The sequence below is a fragment of the Haloarcula laminariae genome (genome assembly GCF_025457605.1).
Taxonomy (GTDB): domain Archaea; phylum Halobacteriota; class Halobacteria; order Halobacteriales; family Haloarculaceae; genus Haloarcula; species Haloarcula laminariae.
This window is the reverse complement of sequence record NZ_JAMZFY010000001.1, coordinates 911,969-934,020: the sequence shown is the minus strand read 5'-3', so window position 1 is coordinate 934,020 and position 22,052 is coordinate 911,969. Positions and strand designations below refer to the sequence as shown.

The 22,052-nt window shown below is 66.2% G+C and carries 26 protein-coding genes; 8 read left to right on the top strand and 18 right to left on the bottom strand.

The features are described from left to right. Position 1: 1 nt before the first annotated feature. The 3 genes from NJQ98_RS04890 to NJQ98_RS04880 all read left to right on the top strand — a co-directional run bounded on the left by NJQ98_RS04890 (position 2) and on the right by NJQ98_RS04880 (position 2,762). Positions 2 to 910, top strand: a complete 909-nt coding sequence (locus NJQ98_RS04890; RefSeq protein ID WP_262176334.1) for a DNA-3-methyladenine glycosylase family protein — start codon at positions 2 to 4, stop codon at positions 908 to 910. Positions 911 to 1,002: 92 nt separating this feature from the next. Next, the gene (locus NJQ98_RS04885; RefSeq protein ID WP_262176331.1) at positions 1,003 to 1,278 is read left to right on the top strand and encodes an acylphosphatase; all 276 of its coding nucleotides are present in this window, start codon (positions 1,003 to 1,005) and stop codon (positions 1,276 to 1,278) included. A 53-nt stretch (positions 1,279 to 1,331) separates the two neighbouring features. Continuing rightward, positions 1,332 to 2,762 (top strand): NAD(P)H-hydrate dehydratase, encoded by a 1,431-nt coding sequence (locus NJQ98_RS04880; RefSeq protein WP_262176328.1) that lies wholly within the window; start codon positions 1,332 to 1,334, stop codon positions 2,760 to 2,762. Between the two features lie 70 nt (positions 2,763 to 2,832). Here the strand turns inward: NJQ98_RS04880 and dgoD are convergent, their stop codons facing one another. The 6 genes from dgoD to NJQ98_RS04850 all read right to left on the bottom strand — a co-directional run bounded on the left by dgoD (position 2,833) and on the right by NJQ98_RS04850 (position 9,607). Continuing rightward, the gene (gene dgoD / locus NJQ98_RS04875) at positions 2,833 to 3,984 is read right to left on the bottom strand and encodes a galactonate dehydratase (protein ID WP_262176326.1); all 1,152 of its coding nucleotides are present in this window, start codon (positions 3,982 to 3,984) and stop codon (positions 2,833 to 2,835) included. 72 nt (positions 3,985 to 4,056) lie between these two features. After that, positions 4,057 to 5,229, bottom strand: coding sequence for an ABC transporter ATP-binding protein (locus tag NJQ98_RS04870; protein WP_262176323.1), 1,173 nt, complete (start codon positions 5,227 to 5,229; stop codon positions 4,057 to 4,059). 85 nt (positions 5,230 to 5,314) lie between these two features. After that, positions 5,315 to 6,190 (bottom strand): carbohydrate ABC transporter permease, encoded by an 876-nt coding sequence (locus NJQ98_RS04865; RefSeq protein WP_262176320.1) that lies wholly within the window; start codon positions 6,188 to 6,190, stop codon positions 5,315 to 5,317. Beyond that, positions 6,190 to 7,125: a carbohydrate ABC transporter permease gene (locus NJQ98_RS04860; RefSeq protein WP_262176317.1), complete on the bottom strand. Its 936-nt coding sequence runs from the start codon at positions 7,123 to 7,125 to the stop codon at positions 6,190 to 6,192. The genes NJQ98_RS04865 and NJQ98_RS04860 overlap by 1 nt, the downstream gene beginning before the upstream one ends. A 31-nt stretch (positions 7,126 to 7,156) precedes the next feature. Continuing rightward, positions 7,157 to 8,545, bottom strand: a complete 1,389-nt coding sequence (locus tag NJQ98_RS04855) for an extracellular solute-binding protein (RefSeq protein WP_262176315.1) — start codon at positions 8,543 to 8,545, stop codon at positions 7,157 to 7,159. Positions 8,546 to 8,581: 36 nt separating this feature from the next. Further along, positions 8,582 to 9,607, bottom strand: coding sequence for a zinc-dependent alcohol dehydrogenase family protein (locus NJQ98_RS04850; protein WP_262176312.1), 1,026 nt, complete (start codon positions 9,605 to 9,607; stop codon positions 8,582 to 8,584). A 277-nt stretch (positions 9,608 to 9,884) separates the two neighbouring features. Here NJQ98_RS04850 and NJQ98_RS04845 point away from each other — a divergent pair, with 277 nt between their 5' ends. Next, entirely contained in the window at positions 9,885 to 10,649 is a 765-nt protein-coding gene (locus NJQ98_RS04845) for an IclR family transcriptional regulator (protein ID WP_262176310.1), read from the top strand. 135 nt (positions 10,650 to 10,784) lie between these two features. On the opposite strand, the gene hflX is transcribed toward NJQ98_RS04845, so the two are convergent. After that, positions 10,785 to 12,095 (bottom strand): GTPase HflX, encoded by a 1,311-nt coding sequence (gene hflX, locus NJQ98_RS04840; RefSeq protein ID WP_262176307.1) that lies wholly within the window; start codon positions 12,093 to 12,095, stop codon positions 10,785 to 10,787. Between the two features lie 107 nt (positions 12,096 to 12,202). On the opposite strand from hflX, the gene NJQ98_RS04835 reads away from it, so the two are divergent. After that, the gene (locus tag NJQ98_RS04835) at positions 12,203 to 12,544 is read left to right on the top strand and encodes an FUN14 domain-containing protein (protein ID WP_262176304.1); all 342 of its coding nucleotides are present in this window, start codon (positions 12,203 to 12,205) and stop codon (positions 12,542 to 12,544) included. Here NJQ98_RS04835 and NJQ98_RS04830 read toward each other — a convergent pair whose 3' ends face one another. Further along, positions 12,545 to 13,270, bottom strand: a complete 726-nt coding sequence (locus NJQ98_RS04830; protein ID WP_262176303.1) for a ribosome assembly factor SBDS — start codon at positions 13,268 to 13,270, stop codon at positions 12,545 to 12,547. Positions 13,271 to 13,375: 105 nt separating this feature from the next. On the opposite strand from NJQ98_RS04830, the gene NJQ98_RS04825 reads away from it, so the two are divergent. Both NJQ98_RS04825 and NJQ98_RS04820 read left to right on the top strand, forming a co-directional pair. Continuing rightward, complete coding sequence (locus tag NJQ98_RS04825; protein WP_262176301.1) at positions 13,376 to 14,281, top strand: cell division protein CdpA domain-containing protein; 906 nt, start codon at positions 13,376 to 13,378, stop codon at positions 14,279 to 14,281. Between the two features lie 157 nt (positions 14,282 to 14,438). Then, a complete protein-coding gene (locus NJQ98_RS04820; protein WP_262176299.1) occupies positions 14,439 to 15,467 on the top strand; it encodes a disk-shape morphogenesis protein volactin in 1,029 nt (342 codons plus the stop codon). A 31-nt stretch (positions 15,468 to 15,498) separates the two neighbouring features. Here the strand turns inward: NJQ98_RS04820 and NJQ98_RS04815 are convergent, their stop codons facing one another. From NJQ98_RS04815 to NJQ98_RS04785, 7 genes are all read right to left on the bottom strand, one after another. Next, the gene (locus NJQ98_RS04815; protein WP_262176296.1) at positions 15,499 to 15,894 is read right to left on the bottom strand and encodes a hypothetical protein; all 396 of its coding nucleotides are present in this window, start codon (positions 15,892 to 15,894) and stop codon (positions 15,499 to 15,501) included. A 60-nt stretch (positions 15,895 to 15,954) separates the two neighbouring features. Then, positions 15,955 to 16,734 carry an archaeal proteasome endopeptidase complex subunit alpha gene (psmA, locus tag NJQ98_RS04810; protein WP_262176294.1) on the bottom strand — a complete coding sequence of 260 codons (780 nt, stop codon included), beginning with the start codon at positions 16,732 to 16,734 and terminating at the stop codon, positions 15,955 to 15,957. Positions 16,735 to 16,738: 4 nt separating this feature from the next. After that, on the bottom strand, positions 16,739 to 17,215 hold the full coding sequence (locus NJQ98_RS04805; RefSeq protein ID WP_262176291.1) for an Rpp14/Pop5 family protein: 477 nt from the start codon (positions 17,213 to 17,215) through the stop codon (positions 16,739 to 16,741). Positions 17,216 to 17,291: 76 nt separating this feature from the next. Further along, positions 17,292 to 17,711 (bottom strand): hypothetical protein, encoded by a 420-nt coding sequence (locus NJQ98_RS04800; RefSeq protein WP_262176289.1) that lies wholly within the window; start codon positions 17,709 to 17,711, stop codon positions 17,292 to 17,294. A gap of 54 nt (positions 17,712 to 17,765) precedes the next feature. Next, positions 17,766 to 18,458 (bottom strand): RNase P subunit p30 family protein, encoded by a 693-nt coding sequence (locus tag NJQ98_RS04795; protein WP_262176286.1) that lies wholly within the window; start codon positions 18,456 to 18,458, stop codon positions 17,766 to 17,768. Next, positions 18,458 to 18,883, bottom strand: a complete 426-nt coding sequence (locus NJQ98_RS04790; RefSeq protein ID WP_262176284.1) for an RNA-binding protein — start codon at positions 18,881 to 18,883, stop codon at positions 18,458 to 18,460. Before NJQ98_RS04790 ends, NJQ98_RS04795 begins: the two co-directional genes overlap by 1 nt. A gap of 3 nt (positions 18,884 to 18,886) precedes the next feature. Further along, a complete protein-coding gene (locus tag NJQ98_RS04785) occupies positions 18,887 to 19,066 on the bottom strand; it encodes a DUF1918 domain-containing protein (protein WP_262176282.1) in 180 nt (59 codons plus the stop codon). 206 nt (positions 19,067 to 19,272) lie between these two features. On the opposite strand from NJQ98_RS04785, the gene NJQ98_RS04780 reads away from it, so the two are divergent. Beyond that, the gene (locus NJQ98_RS04780; protein ID WP_262176280.1) at positions 19,273 to 19,839 is read left to right on the top strand and encodes an NUDIX hydrolase; all 567 of its coding nucleotides are present in this window, start codon (positions 19,273 to 19,275) and stop codon (positions 19,837 to 19,839) included. An 8-nt stretch (positions 19,840 to 19,847) separates the two neighbouring features. Here the strand turns inward: NJQ98_RS04780 and NJQ98_RS04775 are convergent, their stop codons facing one another. The 3 genes from NJQ98_RS04775 to NJQ98_RS04765 form a co-directional block, all read right to left on the bottom strand. Then, complete coding sequence (locus NJQ98_RS04775) at positions 19,848 to 20,084, bottom strand: glycine zipper 2TM domain-containing protein (RefSeq protein ID WP_262176278.1); 237 nt, start codon at positions 20,082 to 20,084, stop codon at positions 19,848 to 19,850. Positions 20,085 to 20,136: 52 nt separating this feature from the next. After that, positions 20,137 to 20,961, bottom strand: a complete 825-nt coding sequence (locus tag NJQ98_RS04770) for a glycoside hydrolase family protein (RefSeq protein ID WP_262176274.1) — start codon at positions 20,959 to 20,961, stop codon at positions 20,137 to 20,139. A gap of 241 nt (positions 20,962 to 21,202) precedes the next feature. Beyond that, entirely contained in the window at positions 21,203 to 22,036 is an 834-nt protein-coding gene (locus NJQ98_RS04765; protein ID WP_262176272.1) for a molybdopterin synthase, read from the bottom strand. Positions 22,037 to 22,052: the final 16 nt, after the last annotated feature.

Below are 22,052 nucleotides of genomic sequence, written 5' to 3'. Positions count from 1 at the left end.
AATGGAACGGGGCTCGATAGACGCGGCGTCGCTGCCCGGCGGTATCGACCTGCAGGCGACCGTCGAGAGCGGCCAGTCGTATCTCTGGGACCGCGAGGACGGACGGATGTACGAGCGCACCGCCGCCAGCGGCGGGTCGGCGTGGTACTGGACGACGCTGCGGGTCGACGGCCGGCCGGAGGTCGTCCGGGTGCGCCAGACCGACGGACGGCTGGAGTGGGCGGCGTCGTTCGACGCCGCGGACGCCCTCCACACGCTGTTGGGGCTCGGCGACGACCTGCCAGCCATCCGCGAGACCGCACCGCCCGACGCCGTCGTCGAGGAGGCCTACGACGCCTACTGGGGGATGCGAATCGTCCGGGACCCTGCTTTCCCCACGCTGATTTCCTTCATCTGCTCGGCGCAGATGCGCGTCGGCCGCATCCACGGGATGCAACAGGCGCTCCGGCGGGAGTTCGGGGAAACCGTCGAATTCGACGGCGAGACGTATCACGCCTTCCCGACGCCCGAGGCCCTCGCAGACGCCAGCGAGGCCGCCCTCCGGGAGCTGAGCCTGGGCTACCGCGCCCCCTACGTCAAGCGCTCGGCCGAGCTGGTCGCGAGCGGCGAGGCCGACCCCGAGGACGCCCGCGGGCTGGACTACGAGGACGCCCGCGAGCACCTCACCCAGTTCGTCGGGGTCGGCGACAAGGTGGCCGACTGCATCCTCCTGTTCTCGCTGGGCTATCTGGAAGCGGTCCCGCTGGACACGTGGATTCAGACGACAATCGCCGAGTTCTACCCGGACTGCGACCGCGGGAACTACGCCGACACCTCACGCGCCATCCGGGAGACGCTCGGCGGCGAGTACGCCGGCTACACGCAGACGTATCTGTTTCACTACCTGCGTTCGGGCGGGCGGGACCTGTAGGCCGGACGTACCGGGGCGCGATAGGTCGGCAAGACACCACACACAGTGTCTCGACCCCCGGACATAACTACCACCCCGCCGAAGGCCGATCTATGTCACGAAAGCGAGCCCACGTCTACGTCACGGGCCGGGTACAGGGCGTCTTCTTCCGGGCGACGACGCGGGACACCGCACAGGAACGGGGCGTCGACGGCTGGGTGAAGAACCTCGACGACGGGCGCGTCGAAGCGGTGTTCGAGGGCGACCCCGAGGCCGTTGACGCGATGGTGGATTTCTGCTACGAGGGCAGCGAGATGGCAAGCGTCAGCACGGTCGAGGTCAGCGAGGAGGAGCCCGAAGGCATAGACGGGTTCGAGATAGAGTACTGACCCGGTCGGGCGTCGTCCCCCACCGTTAGGAGCGTGGCGGGCCAAGCGCCGGTATGCTCACCGGCTCCGAGATGGCCGTCGTCGACGCGAACGCCGAGGCGCTCGGCGTCCCGCGAAAGCAGCTGATGGAATCGTCAGGCCACGCCCTCGCGCGGGCGGTACGGGACCACGTCGACCCGGGCGCGACAGTGACCATCGTCGCCGGCCGTGGGAACAACGGCGGCGACGCGCTCGTGGCCGCCCGCTTTCTCGACGACTACGACCTGCGGGTCTGCCTGCTGGGCCGCCCGGAGACCATCACCACCGACATCTCGCGGTCGAACTGGGACGCCCTGCAGTCGGCCGACTACCCCACCGAACAGGTCCGCGACAGCGCCGGGTTTGACCTCGGCGAGCCGGACCTCGCGGTCGACGCGATGCTCGGGACCGGCATCAGCGGCGCGCTCCGGGAGCCGGCGGCGACGGCCGCCGAGTCCATGAACGAGTCGGCGGCGACGGTCCTCTCCGTGGACGTCCCCTCAGGGCTCGACTGCGAGACCGGCGACCTCGCCGACAACGCCGTCGCGGCCGACCACGTCGTCACGTTCCACGACACGAAGCCGGGGTTAGACGAGCTCACGGCCTCGGTCACCGTCGCCGACATCGGCATCCCCGATGCTGCCGAGCGGTTCGTCGAGCGGGGCGACCTCCAGCGGCTCTCGCGGGACCCCGCGAGCCACAAGGGCGACAACGGCGAGGTGCTGGTCGTCGGCGGGGGCCCCTACACCGGCGCGCCGGCCCTGGCCGGACAGGCCGCACTGCGAGCGGGCGCCGACCTCGTCCGGGTTGCCGCTCCCGAATCCGTCGCCCGGGAGATACAGGGGTACAGCGAGAACCTCATCGTCCGCGGGTACGACGGCGACCGGCTCGGGCCGAGCCACGTCGACTGGGTGGCCGACCTCGCCGCGGACCACGACACCGTCGTTCTGGGGCCGGGGCTGGGGAGCGCCGACCGGACGCTCTCGGCCGTCGAGTCCCTGCTCTCTGGGTTCGAGGGGGCCGCCGTGGTCGACGCCGACGCCCTCCAGGTCGTCCCCGGCATCGAGACCGACGCAGAGCTGGTCTGTACGCCCCACCAGGGCGAACTCGTCGGGATGGGCGGGGAGACCAGCGACGACTGGCGCGAGCGGGCCGAACTCGTAGCGGAGTTCGCGGCCGACATCGGCCACACGCTCCTGGTCAAGGGCGCCGACGACGTGATATCCGACGGCGAGCGGACCAGAATCAGCCGGACGGGCAACGCTGGGATGACAGTCGGCGGGACCGGCGACGTGCTCGCCGGCGTCACCGGGGCGCTGGCCTGCGTGCTCGACCCCCGTCACGCCGCCGCTCTCGGGGCCTACGCCAACGGCGCCGCTGGCGACGCCGTCGTCGAGGAGTACGGGTCCGGGCTGGTCGCGACCGATTTGCTGGAGGCGGTTCCGGGCGTGCTGTGGGACCGATGATGAGTGTCGGGAGCGCTACAGGGGGCTTCCGTGCGCGCCCGAGACAGGTGCTCGATTGTTCCTCCGGGACTCACCACTCCGCGATGCCACCGTCTTCGTGGTGCCAGACCGGATTGTACCACCCGACGTCTGCGCGTGACTGCTTGCGAACGTACTCCTCGTCGACGTCGATGCCCAGTCCCGGCTCAGTCGGGCGCCGGACGTAGCCGTCGTCGAACTCGAACGTGGAAGGGTCTTCGAGATACTGGAGGCCGACGCTCTCGTCCGGGTCGTGGAGCGACAGGTCCTGTTCCTGCATCAGAGCGTTGTGCGAACAGAAGACGACCTGCAGGTTCGCCGCGAAGGCGACGGGGCTCAGCGGGCAGTGGGGTATCATCGTCACGTCGAACGCCTCGGCCATGGTCGCTATCTTCCGCAGTTCCGTTATCCCACCGACGTGTGTCACGTCGGGCTGGATGACCGTCACCGCACCGTCGGCGAGGAGCCGTTTGAAGTCGTACCGCGAGTAGAACCGCTCGCCGGTCGCGATGGGAACCGTCGTCTGTGCGGTGAGCGTCGAGAGGAACTCGGAGTGTTCCGGCAGTAGCGGCTGGTCGACGAACATCAGGTCGTACGGTTCGATGGCCTCGACGAGACGGCGGGTCATCGGTCGCGAAACGCGACCGTGGAAGTCGACGCCGAGGTAGAGCTCGTCGCCGATGGCGTCCCGGACAGTGGCGACCCGACGGCGCGCCCGTTCGACCGCGTCCGGCGGTTCCAGGGCCCGGAACTCGACCGTCGCGTTCAGCTTGATGGCCTTGTACCCCTGGTTGCGGCGGTCGATGGCCTCCTTCGCTATCTCCTCTCTGTCCTCGCCGCCGACCCACTGGTGGACGAGCACTTTGTCGCGGACGTGACTGCCCAGCAGTTCGTGGACCGGCGCCCCGTAGTGTTTCCCCTTGATATCCCAGAGGGCGTGGTCGATACCGGCCAACGCACTCATGAGAATCGGCCCGCCGCGGTAGTAGCCGCCCTGGTACATCGTCCGCCAGTGACGGTCGATGGCCAGCGGGTCTTTGCCGAGGAGATATCCCCCGACGAGCTCGTCGACGGCGGCCTTGACGGTCTGGAGGCGCCCCTGGACGATGGGTTCGCCCCACCCGACGAGACCGTCGCTCGTCTCCAGTTTGAGCAGGAGCCACCGCGGCGGGACGGCAAACAGTTCGTAGTCAGTGACGCGCATGGACTATATGGCCCCAACGACTACTTGAATAGCCGGGCCACGCGCTGTTCCGGCGGCCGTATCGAGGCACAGCTAGTCCGCGCTCGCACTCGTGTCCTGGGACTGTTGGGTGAGCGAGTCGAGGGTGTCGCCGTCGAGTTTCCGCTGGTGGAGCGTCTCACCGGTAGCACCGTCGAAGAGGTGGGCCTCCGTGACGGGCACGTGTGCGTAGCGTTCGTCGCCCTCGGTGACCGGCTGCTGGCCGTCGACCTCGACGACGAACGTCTCGTCGCTCTCCTGGCCCACGACCTTACAGTAGACGTAGGAGATGCTCCCCATGGGTTCGACCACGTCGACGGTAACCTCGAAGCTGTTCGCATCGACGGCCTCCTTGTGCAGTTCCACGTCTTCGGGGCGTATACCGAGGGCCAGGTCGCCGTGGCTCCCGACGTTCCCCTGCATCCGGTCCGAGAGGGTGTACTCGAAGCCGCCACACTGGAGACTGCCGCCTCTGGCAGTGCCGTCGAAGAAGTTCATCGACGGCGACCCGATGAAGCTGGCGACGAACCGGTTCGCGGGCCGGTAGAAACACTCCAGCGGCGTCCCGACCTGCTGGAGTTCCCCGTGGTCGAGGACGACCAGTCTATCGCCCATCGTCATCGCTTCGGTCTGGTCGTGGGTGACATAGAGCGTGGTGACGCCGAGGTCGTTCTGGAGGCGGTTTATCTCGGTCCGCATCTCCGCCCGGAGCTTGGCGTCCAGATTGCTCAGCGGCTCGTCCATCAGGAAGACGTTCGGGTCCCGGACGATGGCCCGGCCGAGCGCGACGCGCTGTTGTTGCCCGCCGGAGAGCTCACCCGGCTTGTTGTCGAGTAAGCTCTCGATACCCATCATCTCGGCCGTGGACGTGACGCTGGTTTCGATATCGTCCGCGGACATGTCCGTCGACATCTTGAGCCCGAAGCTCATGTTCTCCTCGACGGTCATGTTCGGGTACAGCGCGTAGTTCTGGAACACCATCGCGATGTCCCGTGCACGCGGCCCGAGCTGGTTGACGACGGTGTCGCCGATTTCGATGTCGCCCTCGGTCTGTGTCTCGAGCCCCGCGACGATTCGCATAAGGGTGGACTTCCCGCTCCCGGACGGGCCGACGAAGACGACGAACTCCCCGTCCGCGATGTCGAGGGAGACGTCGTCGACCGCGGTGACTGACTCTGTTCCGTCGCCGAACTCCTTCGTAACGTCGTTTATCGTTATCTCCGCCATTAGTCGTCCTCCGTCGTGCAGCTGTCTGTCCCCGCTGCGCAGGGGTCGGTTGCTATCGATGCCTGTCGTCCGTGGGAAGTCGCGTTCATTCTTTGATCACCACGCCGAAGCTGAGTCCGGCCGCGAGGTACTTGTTGACAGCAATCAGGAATATCGCGATAGGGAGAATCATCGCCGTCGAGGCGGCCGCGAGCATCCCCCACTCTATCGACCGCGAGCCGATGAACGAGTAGACGAACAGCGTCACGGGCACCGCCTTGAAGCTCGTCAACACGAGCCCGAACAGCAGTTCGATCCACGCGAAGATGAAGCTGATAATCGCGACCGAGAAGATGCCGGGCTTGGCCGCCGGCAAGACGACCTTCCGGAAACCCTGGAATCGGGTCGCGCCGTCGACGCGCGCCGCCTCCTCCAGCGTCTCCGGGATGCCGTCGAAGAACGCCTTCATCACCCACACCACAAGTGAGAGGTTGATGCTGACGTACATCAGCACCATCCCGATCCGGCTGTCGAAGAGGTTGAGCGCCCGGAAGATGAGGAAAAACGGGAGCACGACGGCTATCGGCGGGAGCATCCGCGAGGAGAGAATCCACACCAGTACGTCCCGCTCCATGGGGATGTCGTACCGCGAGAGGACGTACGCCGCCGGCACGCCGATGAGCAAGACGAGCACGACCGAGACGCCGACCATCAGCAAGCTGTTGGCGAAGGCCGTGACGAACTCCGAGCTCTGGACGAGCTGGATGTAGTTGTAGAACGTCGGCAGGAAGACCCAGTCCGGCGGGAGCGAGTTCGCTGTCCCGGGCGGTTTCAGCGACATCGAGGCCAGCCAGTACAGGGGGAAGAGTACGACGAACGACCACGCCAGCAGGATAGTGTGTCGGACCACTGTGACGAGCCGTTCGCGCGTCTCCTTGTCGAGGCGCTGGGACGCACCAGGCTCGACGTCGGGCGTCGCCATCAGTCCCACACCCCCTCGAAGCCGACTTTCGCGATGACGATGTTCGCCAGCGCGATGACCATGACGAGGTAGACGATGGCGATGGCAGCGGCGACGCCGGTCTGGTTGTTGATGAACATCTGCTCGTAGATGTTGATACTCACCAGCTGGGTGGCCGTTCCGGGCCCGCCCTGGGTCAGCCCGTAGACGACCCCGAACGTCCGGAACAGGTCGATGAGCCGGATGAGCGTCGCGACGAACACCACCGGTTTCATGTACGGGATGATGACGTGGACGTAGCGTCGCCACAGCGGCGCGCCGTCGACGCGGGACGCTTCAACCAGCGTGTCGGGAACCGACGACAGGCCCGCGTAGAAGATGATGAACATGAACGGGGTCCAGTTCCACGTGTCCAGGAGGATGACCGTCAGCAACGGCACCTCCGAGAGGAACCCCGGGGACGCGAGCGGCGTCCAGGTCTCTATCACGTACGGGATGACGCCGATCTGGCTGTTCAGCATGATCCGTCCGATCGTCGCGAGCGAGACCGGCGCGACGGCCATCGGGAGGATGAACAGGACCCGGTAGAACGACTTCATCCGACCGGCGTCGACGCCGGCCACCAGCGCCGCCAGACCGAACCCGAGGACAGTCTCTAGGAGCAGCGCACTGGCGACGACGGTTATCGTGATGACGAACGAATGCGCCGCGCCACCGCTGGTGAACGCCGTCTCGTAGTGTTGTAGCCCGACGAAGTCGGCCGCGAACACGTTCATCGTCGGCTCCGATATCAGACTGAGATAGAGGTCGTAGGCGCCGGGGAAGAAGGTGATCGTCATCATCACCAGCACCATCGGTGCCATGAACCAGTACGGGAGATAGTCGTTCCACAGGTCCCGGACTCTGGCGAGCCCGCTGTCTGCGGTTTCCGACTTCGTTTGGGATGGAGTGCTCATGTCTCTTCGGAGAGGTCACCGAACTGCGCGTTCATTGGCTGTACGCGTCCTCAGCGGTAGCCGCGGCCTGGTTCATCGCGTCCTCGGCGGATTTCTGGCCGGCGATAGCCCGCTGGAGTTCCTCAGAGTACCGCTGGCCCCACTCGGGGTACTTCCGGTCGAACGGGTCGGGCTTTGCCGCCTGGAGGGATTCGAGCGAGACCTGCGCGAACTCCTCGCCGACGCGCGAGCGGAACTCGTCGTTCTCCCAGACGGACTGGCGGACGGAGAACGCCGCGTCGCTGTTGAGATGCATCCAGGTGTTGGTGGGCTCCGACGTCGCAAACAGCATGAACAGGAAGCCCGCCTTGGAGTTGGACGCGTTCTTGGACGTCGAGAGCTGCCAGTTGTACGCGTTGGGCGCGAACTCGCCGTCAGCCGGTCGCGGTATCTTCGCGATACCGACGTTGTCGGCTATCGAGGAATCCTCGCCGGTCAACCCGGGCCAGAACAGGTTGGCGTCCGAGACGATGTGGCCGGCCCGCCCCTCCTGCATCGTGGTGAGCGCGTCGGACCAGCTCTGCGAGGACGCGCCCTGGGGACCGTAGTCCTGTAGCAGGCTGGCGTACCACTCTACAGCGTTGATCGTCCCCTGCGTGTCGAGCCCGGAGTCGTCCGAGAAGCTGGTCCACAGCGACTCCCCGTTCTGTCGGAGGAACGCGTTCAGAACGAAGATATTCATGCCGTAGCCCTTCTGGCCGCGACCGACCGTCCCGACGATATCGGATTCGTTCTCGTGTATCGTTCGGGCGTTCTCACGGAACTGTTCTAGGGTCTCGGCGACCTCCAGTCCGTGCTTCTCGTAGAGGTCGGTCCGGTAGAACTGGGTCTGGACCTCGACGGTTATCGGGAGCCCGGTCCACCCGTCGGCGTAGGGACCGCCCTGGGCCTGCCATCGGGACGCTTCGAAAAGGTCGTCCGGCTGGTACCAGTTCTCGTCGTACAGGCTGCCGTCGTCGAAGTACGGGTCGAGCGGTTGCAGCCACCCCTCGTGGTTGTACTGGTTGACGACCTGGTCCATGAAGAACACGTCGAACTGCCCGGCACCGGTGCTCACGTCGGTCTGTCGCCTGGTCCGGAACTGGTTTTCCGGGAGCACGTTCCAGTTCACGGAGATACCGGTCAGTTCCTCGAACACCGGCACGGCCGGCTTGATGGCGTCGACCCAGGGATGTTGGACGGCACCGATGTTGATAGACGCGCCATCGAACTGGGACCAGTCGATGTCGGCGTCTTCGTACTTACTGAGGTCGATTTCGGCCGGGGTGCTCTCGCTCGCTTCGTCCCCGCCGCGCGTACAGCCTGCGAGGCCGGCGAGCAGGCCGGCACTGGTAGCTTTCAGAACCGTTCGTCGGTCGTATGTCTCGGTATTCGGTGTCATTTTTTTGAATTGTATGGTGTGTGTTTTCCGCGGAGTCTACTGGTTCGGATAGACCATCTTCTTCAGCCCGTCGCGGGCCTCCATCTGCTCGAAGGCCTGCTCCAGCCCCTCTATCCCGAACTCGTCGGTGATGAGCGTCTCCGTGTCTATGCGGCCGTTCTGGAGGAGCGTCACCGCTCGGGCGAACGTATCTGGCGTCAGAGAGTAGGTCCCGAGGAGTTCGCGCTGCTCGTAGAACACGTCGAACGGCGAAATCTCGATGGTGGCGTCCTCCGGCGGGACGCCGAACACGAGGGTTCGACCGCCGGGCCCGGTGAGCTCGTGAGCCTGCTCGATGGTGTCGGGCAGTCCGACGGCCTCGATGGCCACGTCGACGTCCCCCGCCGAGTCGGGGATGGCCGTCGCCACGTCGTCCTCGATGGGGTCGACGACGTGGTCCGCCCCGACTTCGAGGGCCATCTCGCGGCGTTCGTCGACGGGTTCGGAGACGACCACGGTCCCCGCACCGCTGGTTTCGAGGAGCTGCGTGAGCAGGAGCCCGATGGCACCGGCGCCGATGACGACAACCGTCTCGCCGCTGGTGAGGTCGACCTGGTCGACGCCGTTGATACAGCACCCGAGCGGCTCCGCGAAGGCGGCCGTGCTGTAGTCGAGGTCGCCGATGTCTTCGACGTTGCCGGCGGGGACGGTGACGTACTCCGCGAACGCGCCCTCGATGATGTGGGTGGCCGCGCCGCCAAGCGAGGTGAGGTCCGTACAGAGGTTCTCCCGACCCGACTTACAGGCCGGACACTCGTAGCACGGAATCGAGGGGTTGATGGCGACCCGGTCACCCGCCTCGTAGCCGCCTACGTCGCTCCCGACTGCGACGACCTCGCCGGCGCTCTCGTGACCGGGAGTCATCGGGTAGTCGACGGTGAGCCCGCCGCTGTACATGTGCAGGTCCGTCGTACAGACGCCACAGGCGTTTATCTCGACGAGCAGTTCGTCACTCGACGGCTCCGGTCGTTCCCGTTCGCTGACCTCGACCGAGTTCGGGCCGTGCAGTGTAGCTGACTTCATCGTGTAACCGTTTGGGCAGAATCGAAAAGTTGTACATAAACGTTCCGGGAGGATATGAAAATTCACTAATGACGGCCTGATGATGGCGATTCAGGCACTTCACTCTCGTTCGGCAGAGAAAAACGTAATATAATCCGCTATAATACATTATTAAAATAATATACATTGTGCGCGGAAATGTGCACGGTAAAACAAAGACAATAACTAGCGGCGGCCACCGTCGTTTTTCTCTGACAAACAGAGTTATCCCTCCGGGCGGGTATCCAGTGACACAGCGATGTCTCCACGAGGCCCAAAAACAGTCGAAGCCACAGCGAACTCCTTCGAGATTCTGGAAACGCTCGTGGCCGCCACGGACCCCCTCGGCGTCACGGAACTGGCCGACTCGGTCGGCCTCTCGAAGGGCGTCGTCTACAACCACCTCGGGACGCTCTCGGAACTCGGCTACGTGCAAAAATCGGACGGGAAGTACCGCCCGTCGCTCCAGTTGCTCTCGCTGGGCGCGCGGACGCGCAACAGGGACGAGATGTACCGCGCCGCACGGAATCACGTCGACAATCTCGCCCAGACGACCGGCGAGGTCACGACGCTGTTCATCGAGGAGGACGGGCTCGGAATCTGTGCGTATATGGCCGCAGACCCCGACTCCTGGTCGCCCGACTACATCTGTGGCGGGCGGGTCCCGCTGCACGTCACCGCCGCCGGAAAGGCGATTCTCGCGACGCTTCCGGCGGAACGAGTCGATGAAATCGTCGCGGAACACGGGCTCTCCGCCGCCACGGACCAGAGCATCACGGACAAACAGACCCTCCACACCGAACTGCAAACGGTTCAGGACAACGGCGTCGCGTTTTCCAGAGAAGAACAGTTCGACGGTATCGTCGGCGTCGCGACGTCGTTCGGCCTCGATGAGCGCGGCCCAGCCGCCGCAATCGGTGTCTGTGGCCCACAGGATAGGCTGTCCGGCCGCTACCTCAAGGAGGACATCACTGGCCAGGTTATCAGCACAGCGAAATCGATACAGGTCGACCTGACGAAGTGATATCACTGCGTATGGGTTCGCACAGTCGAGGGACGGGAGCCGTACACCGGACAGCATCTGTCCCCGTCCCGCGGGTAGCGTCCGGCGACGTTCGAGAAGTCGGGGAGCGGCTACGAGCAGACAGGAGAGACAATCTCAGGCCGACGCGCCCACGAGGTCCCCCGCCTTCGACCGGGACTGCTCGACGATGGCGGGGCGGGCCTCGAACTCGATTACGACCTCGTCGCCGTAGTCGACCGTCTCCACGTGGGCGTGGTCGTGAATCCAGGAGACGACGCTCATCGTCTCGTCGGTCATCGGGAGGACGAGCCGCTCGCGCTCGTAGTCCGGGAGGTCCGCGTCGATGCGCTCGGCCAACGTATCGATGTTCAGCCCCTCGGCGGCGCTCACGGCGACGGGGTTGGGGGCAAGCGCCGACAGGGCCTCGCGCTTGCGCTGAATCTCCGCGTCGTCGACCTTGTCGGTCTTGTTCAGCACCGTCACGATGGGGGCCTCGTTGCGCTCGTAGAGGGTGTCGTGGCTCGTCACCAGCTTCTCGCGTATCTCCTCGACCGACTCGGAGATGTCGACGACCAGCAGGACGAGGTCGGCCCGGTACACCGAGTCGAGCGTGGACTTGAAGGACTCGACGAGCCAGTGGGGGAGGTCCTGGATGAACCCCACCGTGTCGGTGACGAGTACATCCCGCTTGCCCACCGACGCGCGACGGGTGGTCGTCCCGAGGGTCGTGAACAGCCGGTCCTCGCTCTCGGCCGTGGTGTCGAGGTCCGGATGGAGGTCCTCGTTCTGGTCCACGTCAAGGTCCTCGGCCAGCTGTCGCAGGAGGGTCGACTTCCCGGCGTTGGTGTAGCCCGCAAGCGCCACGAGGTCGAAGCCCGACTCCCGGCGCTGGTTGCGGCGGTGTTGCTCGGTCTCCTCGATGGATTCCAGCTCGTCGCGGATGTTGGCGATCTGCTTTTTGATGTCCTCTTCGCGGGACTCGTCGTACTCACCGAGCCCCATGAAGCCGGGGCGCTCGTCGCGTTTCGCGAGGCTGGCCTTGGCCTCGGCCCGAGGGAGCTCGTAGCGCAACTGGGCGAGTTCGACCTGCAGCTGGGCCTTCCGCGTCCGGGCCCGCTGGCCGAAGATTTCGAGGATGAGGCGGAACCGGTCGAGCACGGTCACGCCCTTCGGGAGCTCGTTGCCGATGTTGTAGGTCTGGTACGGCCCCAGTTGGTTGTCGAAGATGACCGTCGTCGCACCCTCGCGGGCGACCGTGTTGGCGAGCCGCGTCACCTTCCCCTCTCCCAGATGGTAGGCCGGGTCCTCGGTGCGGGTCTGCGTTATCTCGCCGACCACGTCGTACCCGGCCGCCCGCGCGAGGTCGCGTATCTCCTCCGTGTCGGCCTCGCCCCTATCGACGCGTTTGACTAGGACCGCCCGGTCTGTGGTGTGTGTCGCCGTCACTCGCACGAACGTAGGCCGTCCGGTTATTTAATCTACGGGGTCGGGCCGAAACCCCCGGACCGCGCCAGCCCACAAAGGATATACACTGTCACGAGTTGGTATCCAGTATGGCAGGGCTAGCGTTACAGATGGACTTCAGCCTCCAGCAGATCGGTCTCGAACTGGGCACCGGTGCCGTCATCGGCGGCATCATCGGCTTCGCAGCGAAGAAAATCGCGAAGCTCATCGCCGTCATCGTCGGCCTCGAGCTTGCGCTCTTCAAGTTCCTGGAGACGCGGGGCATCCTCCAAGTGAACTGGGACGCCATCAGCGGGGCCGCACAGAACACCACCAGCAGCGCCGGGGCGGCCGCCAATCAGCCCCCGGGCTGGATCATGTCGCTGCTCTCGGCCCTGCCGGTCAGCGCCGGCTTCTCGGGCGGGTTCCTGGTCGGCTTCAAGCAGGGGTAACTAGCGGGTGCCGATCTCGTCTTCGTCTTTGATGATGCGAGTCTCGGCCTCGCCGCTCGTGTGTTCGTTGACCACGTCGTAGAAGTCGTTTTGCATCCCAGCGGGGAAGGTGAGCACGCCGACCCAGGAGCCGTCGGCCTGCCACTCCTCGCGTTCGAGTTCGCCGAAGGTCCGAATCTTGGCCTGTGCGCTGCCCGCGTAGTCGGCTGGGACCTGGACGGCGACGGTTATCTCGTCGAAGCGAATCGGAATCACGGGCCGCAGGGCGTCGAGGGCGTCGTCGACCTGCGTCTCGACGGGCTCCATCGGGTCGATGCGGAAGTCCGTCTCCTCCAGGGCCGACTCGATGCGCTCGGGCGGGTGGGGCGCGTCGTCCATCTGGGGGTTGACCGCGTTGCGCGTGATGCGCTGGACCAGCTGTTTGTGCTTCTGTTCCTGCATCTCGCGGCGCTGGTCGGCCGTAATCTGTATCTCCCCGCGTGTGATGACCTCCGGGATTATCTCCATCGGGTCCGTCGTCTCGAACACCTCCTCGAGCATGTTCTCGGGCGGTCGGTCGCCGCGGTCGGCGTTCTCGAAGATGTCCTCGGCGGCGATAACGTCCTCCAGCTCGCCGTCGAACTCCCCGCGTTTGATGGATAGTGCCGCGTCGGGGTCGACCAGTACCTCGAACCGCTGTCCGTGGGATTCGAGGCGCGCCGTGACCGCCTCGTCGAGCGATATCATACCAGCCGGTAACGGTGGGGCAGGTAAAGTCCTTACTGCGGTTCGGGAAAGACTGATTACACAGCCGTCGGATAATGAACCTACTAACGTGGCCGAGAGAAAACTATGACAGACGGGACCGATGACGGACGACTCTTCGAGTGGTATCGGACGTACATTGGCGAGCCGGACCGGGAGGTCGATGTCTATCTCGGGTTCGCGCTGTTCTTTGCCGGAATCGGGTTCGGTATCGCCGCGTTCGTCATCGGCGCCATCGGTCAGCTGACCGGGGCCGGCGGCCAGTCGGCGGACTTCGTCTACCGCGAGGCGGCCATCGCGGTGGGGATGCTCGCGCTGCCGGCGACGCTGTCGAGCGTCGTCGTGCTCCTGCCGGTGAGCAGGCGTGCGGTGTACGGCGCGGCCGCCGGCTCGGCGGTGTCGCTCGTCGGGCTGGGGCTTTTCGTCTGGGCGTACCCCTACAACTGGGCGGTCGGGCCCGGCCCGACCTACAGCGTCCAGGTCCTGTTCGTCTACGGCGTCGGTCTGGCCGCCTTGCTGGCGGCGACCGGCGGGGCCCTGGTCGCCTACCACATCGACCGCACGGGGCCGCGGCCCGGCGACGTCGCCGCTGTGGACGATGACGCGGGCGACGAGATCACCGACGAACAGATCGAGGAAGACATCGAGTCGGCGATGGAGGGCGTCGACCTCACCTGGGGCGGCGTCGAGCGCGACGAGGGGAGCGACCTGAAAATCACTCCCAGCGAGAGCGAGCTCGACATGGACGTACAGGGGATGGACGTCGAGGCCGAGCGGGTCACCCGCAGCGGCGTCGACGAACAGGTCCAGGGGCTGGCGATGGTCAAGGGCGGCCAGAAGACGACCGACCGGTCGGAGTCGACGGTCGACGACCAGACGAACAAGCTGGCGGAGCTCCGCGAGCGCAAGCGCGAGGAAGAAGCGAGCAAGGAGGAGGAGACGGTTCTGGGCAGTCTGCTCGACCGCGTGGCGGCGTTGCTCGGTCGGAAGTGAAAACGCGCGATAGCGGCGCTTTTCGGCTGATTCGCGCCATCTGACGCCTGACCAATCAGGGTTCTCTTCGCCCTCGAAGCATCAGCTAAAAACAATAACGAATCGGTCAGATACGTACATTTATGTGGTCTATCCGGGAAATATTAGTGAGCTACTCATGGCAAAAGGACTCGACGTTGGGACGATGAACCTCATCTCGGCACAGCAGGACGGGTCGGACACCGTGTTCGTTCAGCAGCGGAACTCCTTCGTAGAGATAGAGTACAGCGACATGGCCGAGCGGATGCTGTCCCGGTCGGACGTACTCCACATCCGGAAGGACGACGACGTGTACGTGCTGGGTGACGACGCCCTAAACTTCGCGAACATCTTCAATCAGGAGACACGGCGGCCGATGTCCCAGGGGATTCTCTCCTCGGACGAGCAGTCCGCGATTCCGATGATGAAACTCATCATCGAGCAGGTCGTCGGCTCCCCGGACCACCCGAACGAGAAGCTGTACTTCTCCTCGCCGGCAGACCCCATCGATTCGGACCTCTCCACGCTGTATCACCAGAAGACCATCCAGTCGTTCCTCAACGACATGGGGTATGACGCCGAGCCCATCAACGAGGGGATGGCCGTCATCTACTCCGACCTCGCCGACAGGGACTTCACCGGCCTGGGCATCAGCTTCGGCGCCGGGATGACCAACGTCTGTCTGTCCTACTACGCGGTGCCGGTGATGAAGTTCTCCGTCGCCCGCGGGGGGGACTGGATCGACGAGCAGGCCTCCCAGGCGACCGGCAAGCCGGTCGACAAGATCACGTCCATCAAGGAGGACGACTTCGAGCTCGACTTCGAGACCGACGTCGGCGGCGTCGAGGGAGCCCTCTCCATCTACTACGAGAACCTGCTCGACTACGTCATCGGCAAAATCCAGGAGGAGGTCGACGAGGAGGACATCGAGGAGGGGCTCGACGTCCCGGTCGTCGTCACCGGCGGCACCTCCTCGCCGAAAGGGTTCAAGAAGCTGTTCGAGCAACACCTCGAAGACGCGTCGATCCCGTTCTCCATCAGCGACGTGCAACACGCCGACGAGCCGATGTACAGCGTCGCGCGCGGTGCGCTCGTCGCCGCTCGCTCCGAAGAGGAAGAGCGGGGTCACGGCGGCGACGAGGAAGAGGAAGTCGAAGCCGACGACTGAGTTTTCCGGCCCGAACTGCCGGGTGACCTGGTCAGTCGCCCGCGTCGGCCGACTCCGTTCGTCGGGTCTCGTCGGCCGATTCACCGTCATCGCGGCGGTCCGCTGTCCCATCGTCCACAGCGTCGAAAACGGGTACCACCAGGTCCCCGTCGTCTCTCTCCTCGCTACCGACCCCGTTGACCAGTTCCTCCTCGGCCGGTAACTCCCCGTCGGGGACCGCTGCGGAGAGGTCGTCCCGGGTCACGACCGTGACCGTCTGTCCCCGGTCCTGAAACCGGTCGATGGCGTCGTCCCACGACTCTGGGGGCCCGCGCTTTGCCGTGTGGTCGACCGACACCCCGACGTAGGCACACTCCTGGCAGCCGATCGCCTCCCGCTCGCCGAGCCGGTAGCGCGTGACCGTCCCCCCACACCGTGGACACTCCATACATGGGGCTTTGCCGCTCCAGGGCTTAATTCTATGGTCGGCTCGCGAAAACGAAACCGCCTACTCCTCGTCGTCTTCGTCGTCGGCGTCGGACTCCTCGGCGTCGGGGTCCGCCAGCAGGTCGGCGGCCGCCAGATGCTCCCGTTTCTCGTCGTCGGAGAGCTCGCCGAACGTCTCCGTCTCGACGTCGATGGTCGCGATGCCGATTCCCTCCGGGGAGAGGCCGCCCTCGGTGACCGACGCGAGCGCTTCGAGCGCGAGGTCGACGCCCTCGTCGAGCGCCATCGACTCGTCGTAGTTCGCTTCGAGGTAGTCCCGGATGTCGCTCCGGTCCGCGCCGACGGCGAGGGCCTTCCACTCGTAGGGCGTCCCCGAGGGGTCCGTCTCGTAGAGGCGGGGCTCGCCGTTGGCGATGCCGGCGATGATGAGCGCGACGCCGAACGGCCGTGCGCCGCCGACCTGCGTGTACTGCTGGATGTAGTCGGTTATCTCCTTGGTGAGCGTCTCGACGCCGACCGGTTCGCCGTAGCGCAGGTGGTTGACCTGTGCCTGTCGCCGGGCAAAGTCGATGAGCTGGCGGGCGTCGGCGACGTGGCCGGCGCTCGCGATACCGATGTGGTCGTCGGCCTTGTGTATCTTCTCGACGGAGGACCGCTCCATCAGCGGCGAGCGGATGCGCTTGTCGACCGCCAGCACGACGCCGTCGCTGGTCCGGATACCGATACTGGCCGTGCCGCGCTTGACCGCCTCACGGGCGTATTCGACCTGGTAGAGTCGCCCGTCCGGGGAGAAGATAGTGATTCCGCGGTCGTACGCCTGCTGTTGGTTTTGTCCCTGCATAGTGTTAGATGTCGAGGTCTGTCGCGCCGGCGAACCCGTCGTCGGTCCGTACGTCCACCCGCCCGTCGCGGGCGAGCGCACGCCGGTCCCGGGTCTCGAACACGACCTGTCTCTGTTCCGGGCCTTTTGCCGGGCCGCGTATATATTTTTCCTCACACGCGCGAACGGTGCCGCTGGTGCCGGTGACCCGCAGGCCCACGGGGGCGCCGTCAACGCTGTCGAGACAGGCGAGCGCCGCCCGTGCGGCGTCGGTCTGGCCCCGGCGCACGCGGACGATAGCGTGCCCGACGCCGTCGCCGTGTTCGAACCGGAGGACCGTCATGTCGGCCTCGGCGCTGCCGGTGTCGCCGAGCAAGTTCTGCGTGGCGTACCACACCTCGCGCTGGAGCGACCGCCGGTCCAACTCGGCGTCGGGCCACGTCTCGATGGCCACGGCGAGATACCGCCAGCGCGGCTGGAGGTGTTTGGGCAGGTGTTTCACCGGGGCCGACCCCCGCTAGCTGCGTTCATACGGCTCCGTTGACGGGCCGGCGTGAAAACGGATGCCATCGACGCCGTCACCGGAGCGTCGAGCCGTGGCGGGTCGCGCTGTCGGACTCGTCGATGTGGGACGGCTCCGTCCGCACTATCGGGCTCCGAACCGACAGGTAGAGCACCGACAGCGCCATGCCGACGCTCTCGACGACGGTGACGGGGTCGAACGCGCGCAGCGCCGGGTAGCTGAGCGCGATGACCGCCAGGAACGCGGCGATAGCCATGGCCCGGGCGAGGACGAACGCCCCGGCCAGCGCGCCGGCGACCAGCGCCAGCACCACTCCCACCGCGAGCGTCACGGCGATGCGGTCTGTCACCAGGACCGAATCCACCACCGACGCACCCACCGCGGCCAGCGCTCCCCCCAGGAGGTACTTCGCACCCACCACGCCCGCGAGCGAGGCGACCACGAGACCACCGAACCTCGGGCTCGTGTCTGCCATATAATACTCTCGTGGCCGTCATCGCAAATAAAGGTACCACACGTCCGGGAGCTGTCACGAATCCTCGCGTCGAACGCCGGGTTCGACGAAGGCGTCGCCCTGTCGGTCGCGGTTCCGCGCGGCCAGGCGGCCCCACTCGGCCAGCCCGTTCCGAATCGCGTCGGCGTCGAAGCCGACGGTCTCGCCCAGCGCCACCAGCTCCCGGGGCGCCCGCAGCTCCAGGTGGCTCCGCGGGTCGGCGCTGACGACGTAGGGCGCGTCGGCGTCGTCCACCAGCTCCCGGAGCTTCCGGAGGCCGCGCAGGCGACGGACGCGGCTGCCTCCCTCCCCGTGGATGACCGGGTGGAAGGAGAACTCGACGCGGACGCCGTTGTCGGCGGCCGCCTTCGCCAGCACGTGGTTGAAGTCCCCGTCGCCCGCCATCGGGTGAGCGAGTACGTCGACGGCCGGGTTCTCGACGGCGAAGCGGTTTATCTCGCTGTCCCCGCCGTGGACGACGACCACGGTCCGCTTCGAGCGGTAGTTACCCACGAGGCCGCTGGCCTGTGACGGGTCCGCGGCCCGGACCTCGATGCCGTCGACGACGTCGACGTCGAGGTCGTCCGCGAGCCCGGCGATGCGGTCTGGAGTCCCCTCGTCACCGTGGTTCCGGACGACCACGCCGTCGAAGCCGTAGTCGGCGGCGGTTCGGGCCTGTCTGGCGACGGTGCTTGGCCCGTCGGGCCGGGCGTGGACGGCCTCGTACATCACAGCTCGGCCAGCAGGTCCCGGGCGTTCTCGACGGCGTTCTCGCGCTTGGCCGGGTAGGCCTCGACCTTCGCACGGAGCGTGATGCCGTCACCGCGTTCGACGGCCCCGCTGACGGCGGCCTGCTTATCGAGCGTGAGGAAAAACGAGCAGTTGTCGTCGACGCGGTCGTCCAGCTCCGCCCGCACGTCGTCGATGTCCGAGAGGGTCGCCACCTGCGAGAGGACGTGGCGGACCTCGTCGGCGTTCTCGACGCGAGCCGAGAGAACGACGATGCGGTCGCCGTAGTGGCCCTCGCTCTCGGCTCGCTCGATTGGGTACTCCTCGGGGAGGTAGGTCCGAAGTGCGCTCTCGACGCGTTTCTCGTCCTCGGTGGCATAACAGAACGCGCGGAGGTCGACGTAGTGGAACGGAACCGACGGCACGTCTTACTCGCTGGCTTCGAGGTTGTCCTCGGGGACGCCCTGCTCCTGGCCGTCCTCGAAGGAGACCGTGTAGTTCGCGTCGCCGAACATCGTCTCGACGACCTGGGTGACGGTCCCGGTCTCGCCGTCGTAGTCGCTGTGCTCGTCGTGGAGAATAACCTCGTCGTCTTCGTCGAATGCCATACCCACCGGTACTCGGTGGCTGCTCAAAAAGGGACTGATTCAGCGGGACGGCCGGAGCGCCGCGGTCGCGGCGGTCCCGGTCTCTCGAACGGTCTCGGGTGTGTCGAAGGCTTATAGTGATTCTCCTGCGTACTCCGCTGCATGATTGGTCCGTCTCGCCTCTCGCCGTCCGCGCGCGCTAGCTACGTCACAGCTCCCGGAGACAGATGACCACCGTCGACGACCTGTGGTATCTCGCCGACGTGGCCAGTCAGCAGGCCGAACAGACCTACCACGAACTCGCCGACGACCACGACGAGTTCGTCGAGTTCACTCGCCACCGGCGGGTCAAGCGCCGCCGCTTTCGGACCGTCGCCGAGGACGCCCGCGACCACGGCGCCCCCTTCGGCGCCCACACGCTCCCCTACCGGCCCTCCGGCGAGCTCCTGCTGGTGCGCCACGACGGCGTCGGTCGGTGGGTCCTGCCGGGCGGCGAACTCGACGGCGAGGAGTCGTTCAGGGACGCGGCCCTGCGGGAACTCCGCGAGGAGAGCGGCATCGAGGCCCGAATCGAGGGGCTGGGGATGCTCGGCCGGGTGGAGTTCTACTGCGAGGACAACAACACCTGGGGGATACTCCCCGTCTTCGAGGCCCGCGCCGAGACCACCGACATCGACGTTCAGGACCCGGACGGCGAGATAAGCGAGGCCCGCTGGTTCGAGGAGCTGCCGGCGGACACCCGGGACCGCGACGAGATACTGTGCTGGCGAGAGCGCCGCTTCGGCCCCGAGTAGAGCGGGCGTTACTCGGCCGAACCCAGCCGGTCGCCGGCCGTGGCCTTCGCGGACTCCTTTGCCCGCTCGACCACCGGCTCGGCGTCGGCCCACTTCTCGCCGACCATCGCGCCGACCAGTGCCCCGATACCGGCGGCCGTACTGGCGGCTTTCGGACTGAGCAGCCCGCCGATGGCCCCGCCGACGGCGCCGCCGGTGGCTGCGTATTTGGCACGACTGAGTGCGCGGTTGATGCGTTTTCGCATGCCATTACTTTCGGCGTACAGACCTAAAAAGAACGCGGCGGCTGCCGGGCCGTCACTCGGGGCCGAAGGACTGGCCCTCGCGGGCGTCCGCGCCCATCCGCCGGACCGTCGCCCGGGCGTTGCTGGCGTCGTACCCGAAGAGGACCGAGCGGCTGTACTCGGCGGCCACCTCGGCGGCGTCCGCGAGGTCGTCGATGTCGACGTCGACGGCGTACAGCTCGATGCTGAACGGCGTCGAGAGCCTGTCGACGAAGCCCTTCGCGAGTATCTCCAGCCAGTAGGTCGTCGAGTAGGCCATGTCGTAGATGGGGACGACGAACTCGTCGACGTACGTCTCGATGTCGTCGACGGCGACGCCGGACCGGGCTTCGAGGTGGCCCGGGTAGGGGTCGGGGTACAGCGTCAGATAGAGGTCGCCGGGGACGCGCTCGCGGGCCGCCGCGACGAAGTCGGTGATGACGCTCGCGCGCCACCGCTCCCAGTCGTCGAAGTCGCTGTCCGCGAAGCGGCGCTCACAGCGGTCGCAGTGGCAGTACCCCTCACGCGGAAAGCCCACGTCGTCCAGGCGCACGTCGCCGTTTACCTCGGCGGCCTCCTCGATGATGTCGAGCAGCCCCTCCCGGTAGCGGTCGTGGGTCGGACAGACGTACGTCCAGTCGAAGTATGGTTCGTTCCGGGTCGCCGCGGTCCCCTCGTCGTCGAAACAGAGGAGGTCCTCCTCGCCTTCGACGGCGTTGTCCCCGAAGCACGACACCATGTTCACCGCCCCCTCGACCGGCTCGGTCGCCCGGCCCGTGACGTCCTTGACCTCGTAGAACGCCCGGTCGAACTCCGACCAGTCGGTCTCCTCCTCGTTTCGCGTGACGACGCCGTACATGGGGCCGGCTAGGAGGGTACGGCGGGTAAGCGTTCTGAAAAGGGTGGTCGGAAACGATACGACAGCGGGGACCGGGTTATTTCTTGACGACGTACGCCGCGCCGACCGCAGCGACGACAGCGAACAGGAGGAGTACCTTCTTTGACATCGTTTCGAGGTATGACAGCTATTCTTAAAGAACTATCGGCGCGAGCAAACTGCCCGGTCGCCTCTAGCGGCGATTCGTGCCGCGTTCTCCGGTTTAGCCGTCCCGCTCGTGGGCCCAGAACTCCCCGTCGACGGTGACCTCCTTCTTGAACAGCGGGACCTCCGCTTTCAGGCGGTCGATACCGTCCTCCACCGCGCTGAACGCCTCCGTGCGATGGCCCGCCAGGACCACCACGAAGACGATGTCCTCGCCGGCCTCGACGACCCCGGTCTTGTGGTGGAGCCGGACCGCGTGGACGCCGTCGCGGGCTTCGAGGGTCGCCCGCAGGTCCGCCATCCGCTCCTGTGCGACGCCGTCGTAGCGCTCGAACTCCAGGAACTCGGTCCGCGGGTCCTCCGGCCCGTCCTTCGCCCGGACGCGACCGGTGAACGTGGCGATAGCGCCGGCGCGGTGCTCGTCGGGGTCGCGTTTGACCGCCTCGACGAGCGTTTCGAGGGTGACGTAGGGGTCCCGCTCGTCGAGGGCCGCCAGAATAGCGTCGAGGTCCGCGTTCTCGCCGTCGTCGAATCGGGCGAGGACGGGGTCGGCGGCCTCGCGGTCACCCAGGACGACTTTCGGAATCGCCGCGTCGCCGTGTCCCTCGACGAAGGCGTAGTCGTAGTCGGGCGCCAGCGCGTCGAGCGTGTCGGTGAGAGTCCGGGAGGAACCGGCGGCGACCCACTCGCCGTCGTCGGTCAGGGAGACGGTCTCGGCCGCGCCCGCGGCCCGATGGCGAGCGATATCGTCCCCCGGTTCGGTCACGTCGGACGAGCGGGGGCCGTGCGTGACCGTGGCGATGCGAGCGTCGGCCCCGCAGCGTTCTATCAGCCGCTCGGCCAGCCTCGTCTGCCCGCTGTCGGGCGCGCCCGCGATACCCAGGACCTGCATATCACGGCCTTCTGGC

Coding starts and splice junctions, on each gene's coding strand:
- dgoD (WP_262176326.1), bottom strand. CDS start 3,984: ATGCGCGTCACTGACTACGAACTGTTTGCCGTCCCGCCGCGGTGGCTC.
- NJQ98_RS04850 (WP_262176312.1), bottom strand. CDS start 9,607: ATGAAGTCAGCTACACTGCACGGCCCGAACTCGGTCGAGGTCAGCGAA.
- NJQ98_RS04870 (WP_262176323.1), bottom strand. CDS start 5,229: ATGGCGGAGATAACGATAAACGACGTTACGAAGGAGTTCGGCGACGGA.
- NJQ98_RS04800 (WP_262176289.1), bottom strand. CDS start 17,711: ATGGCAGACACGAGCCCGAGGTTCGGTGGTCTCGTGGTCGCCTCGCTC.
- NJQ98_RS04775 (WP_262176278.1), bottom strand. CDS start 20,084: ATGCGAAAACGCATCAACCGCGCACTCAGTCGTGCCAAATACGCAGCC.
- NJQ98_RS04780 (WP_262176280.1), top strand. CDS start 19,273: ATGACCACCGTCGACGACCTGTGGTATCTCGCCGACGTGGCCAGTCAG.
- NJQ98_RS04825 (WP_262176301.1), top strand. CDS start 13,376: ATGACAGACGGGACCGATGACGGACGACTCTTCGAGTGGTATCGGACG.
- NJQ98_RS04765 (WP_262176272.1), bottom strand. CDS start 22,036: ATGCAGGTCCTGGGTATCGCGGGCGCGCCCGACAGCGGGCAGACGAGG.
- NJQ98_RS04855 (WP_262176315.1), bottom strand. CDS start 8,545: ATGACACCGAATACCGAGACATACGACCGACGAACGGTTCTGAAAGCT.
- psmA (WP_262176294.1), bottom strand. CDS start 16,734: ATGCAGGGACAAAACCAACAGCAGGCGTACGACCGCGGAATCACTATC.
- NJQ98_RS04785 (WP_262176282.1), bottom strand. CDS start 19,066: ATGGCATTCGACGAAGACGACGAGGTTATTCTCCACGACGAGCACAGC.
- NJQ98_RS04770 (WP_262176274.1), bottom strand. CDS start 20,961: ATGTACGGCGTCGTCACGCGAAACGAGGAGGAGACCGACTGGTCGGAG.
- NJQ98_RS04845 (WP_262176310.1), top strand. CDS start 9,885: ATGTCTCCACGAGGCCCAAAAACAGTCGAAGCCACAGCGAACTCCTTC.
- NJQ98_RS04865 (WP_262176320.1), bottom strand. CDS start 6,190: ATGGCGACGCCCGACGTCGAGCCTGGTGCGTCCCAGCGCCTCGACAAG.
- NJQ98_RS04890 (WP_262176334.1), top strand. CDS start 2: ATGGAACGGGGCTCGATAGACGCGGCGTCGCTGCCCGGCGGTATCGAC.
- NJQ98_RS04815 (WP_262176296.1), bottom strand. CDS start 15,894: ATGGAGTGTCCACGGTGTGGGGGGACGGTCACGCGCTACCGGCTCGGC.
- NJQ98_RS04795 (WP_262176286.1), bottom strand. CDS start 18,458: ATGTACGAGGCCGTCCACGCCCGGCCCGACGGGCCAAGCACCGTCGCC.
- NJQ98_RS04860 (WP_262176317.1), bottom strand. CDS start 7,125: ATGAGCACTCCATCCCAAACGAAGTCGGAAACCGCAGACAGCGGGCTC.
- NJQ98_RS04880 (WP_262176328.1), top strand. CDS start 1,332: ATGCTCACCGGCTCCGAGATGGCCGTCGTCGACGCGAACGCCGAGGCG.
- NJQ98_RS04885 (WP_262176331.1), top strand. CDS start 1,003: ATGTCACGAAAGCGAGCCCACGTCTACGTCACGGGCCGGGTACAGGGC.
- NJQ98_RS04830 (WP_262176303.1), bottom strand. CDS start 13,270: ATGATATCGCTCGACGAGGCGGTCACGGCGCGCCTCGAATCCCACGGA.
- NJQ98_RS04835 (WP_262176304.1), top strand. CDS start 12,203: ATGGCAGGGCTAGCGTTACAGATGGACTTCAGCCTCCAGCAGATCGGT.
- NJQ98_RS04820 (WP_262176299.1), top strand. CDS start 14,439: ATGGCAAAAGGACTCGACGTTGGGACGATGAACCTCATCTCGGCACAG.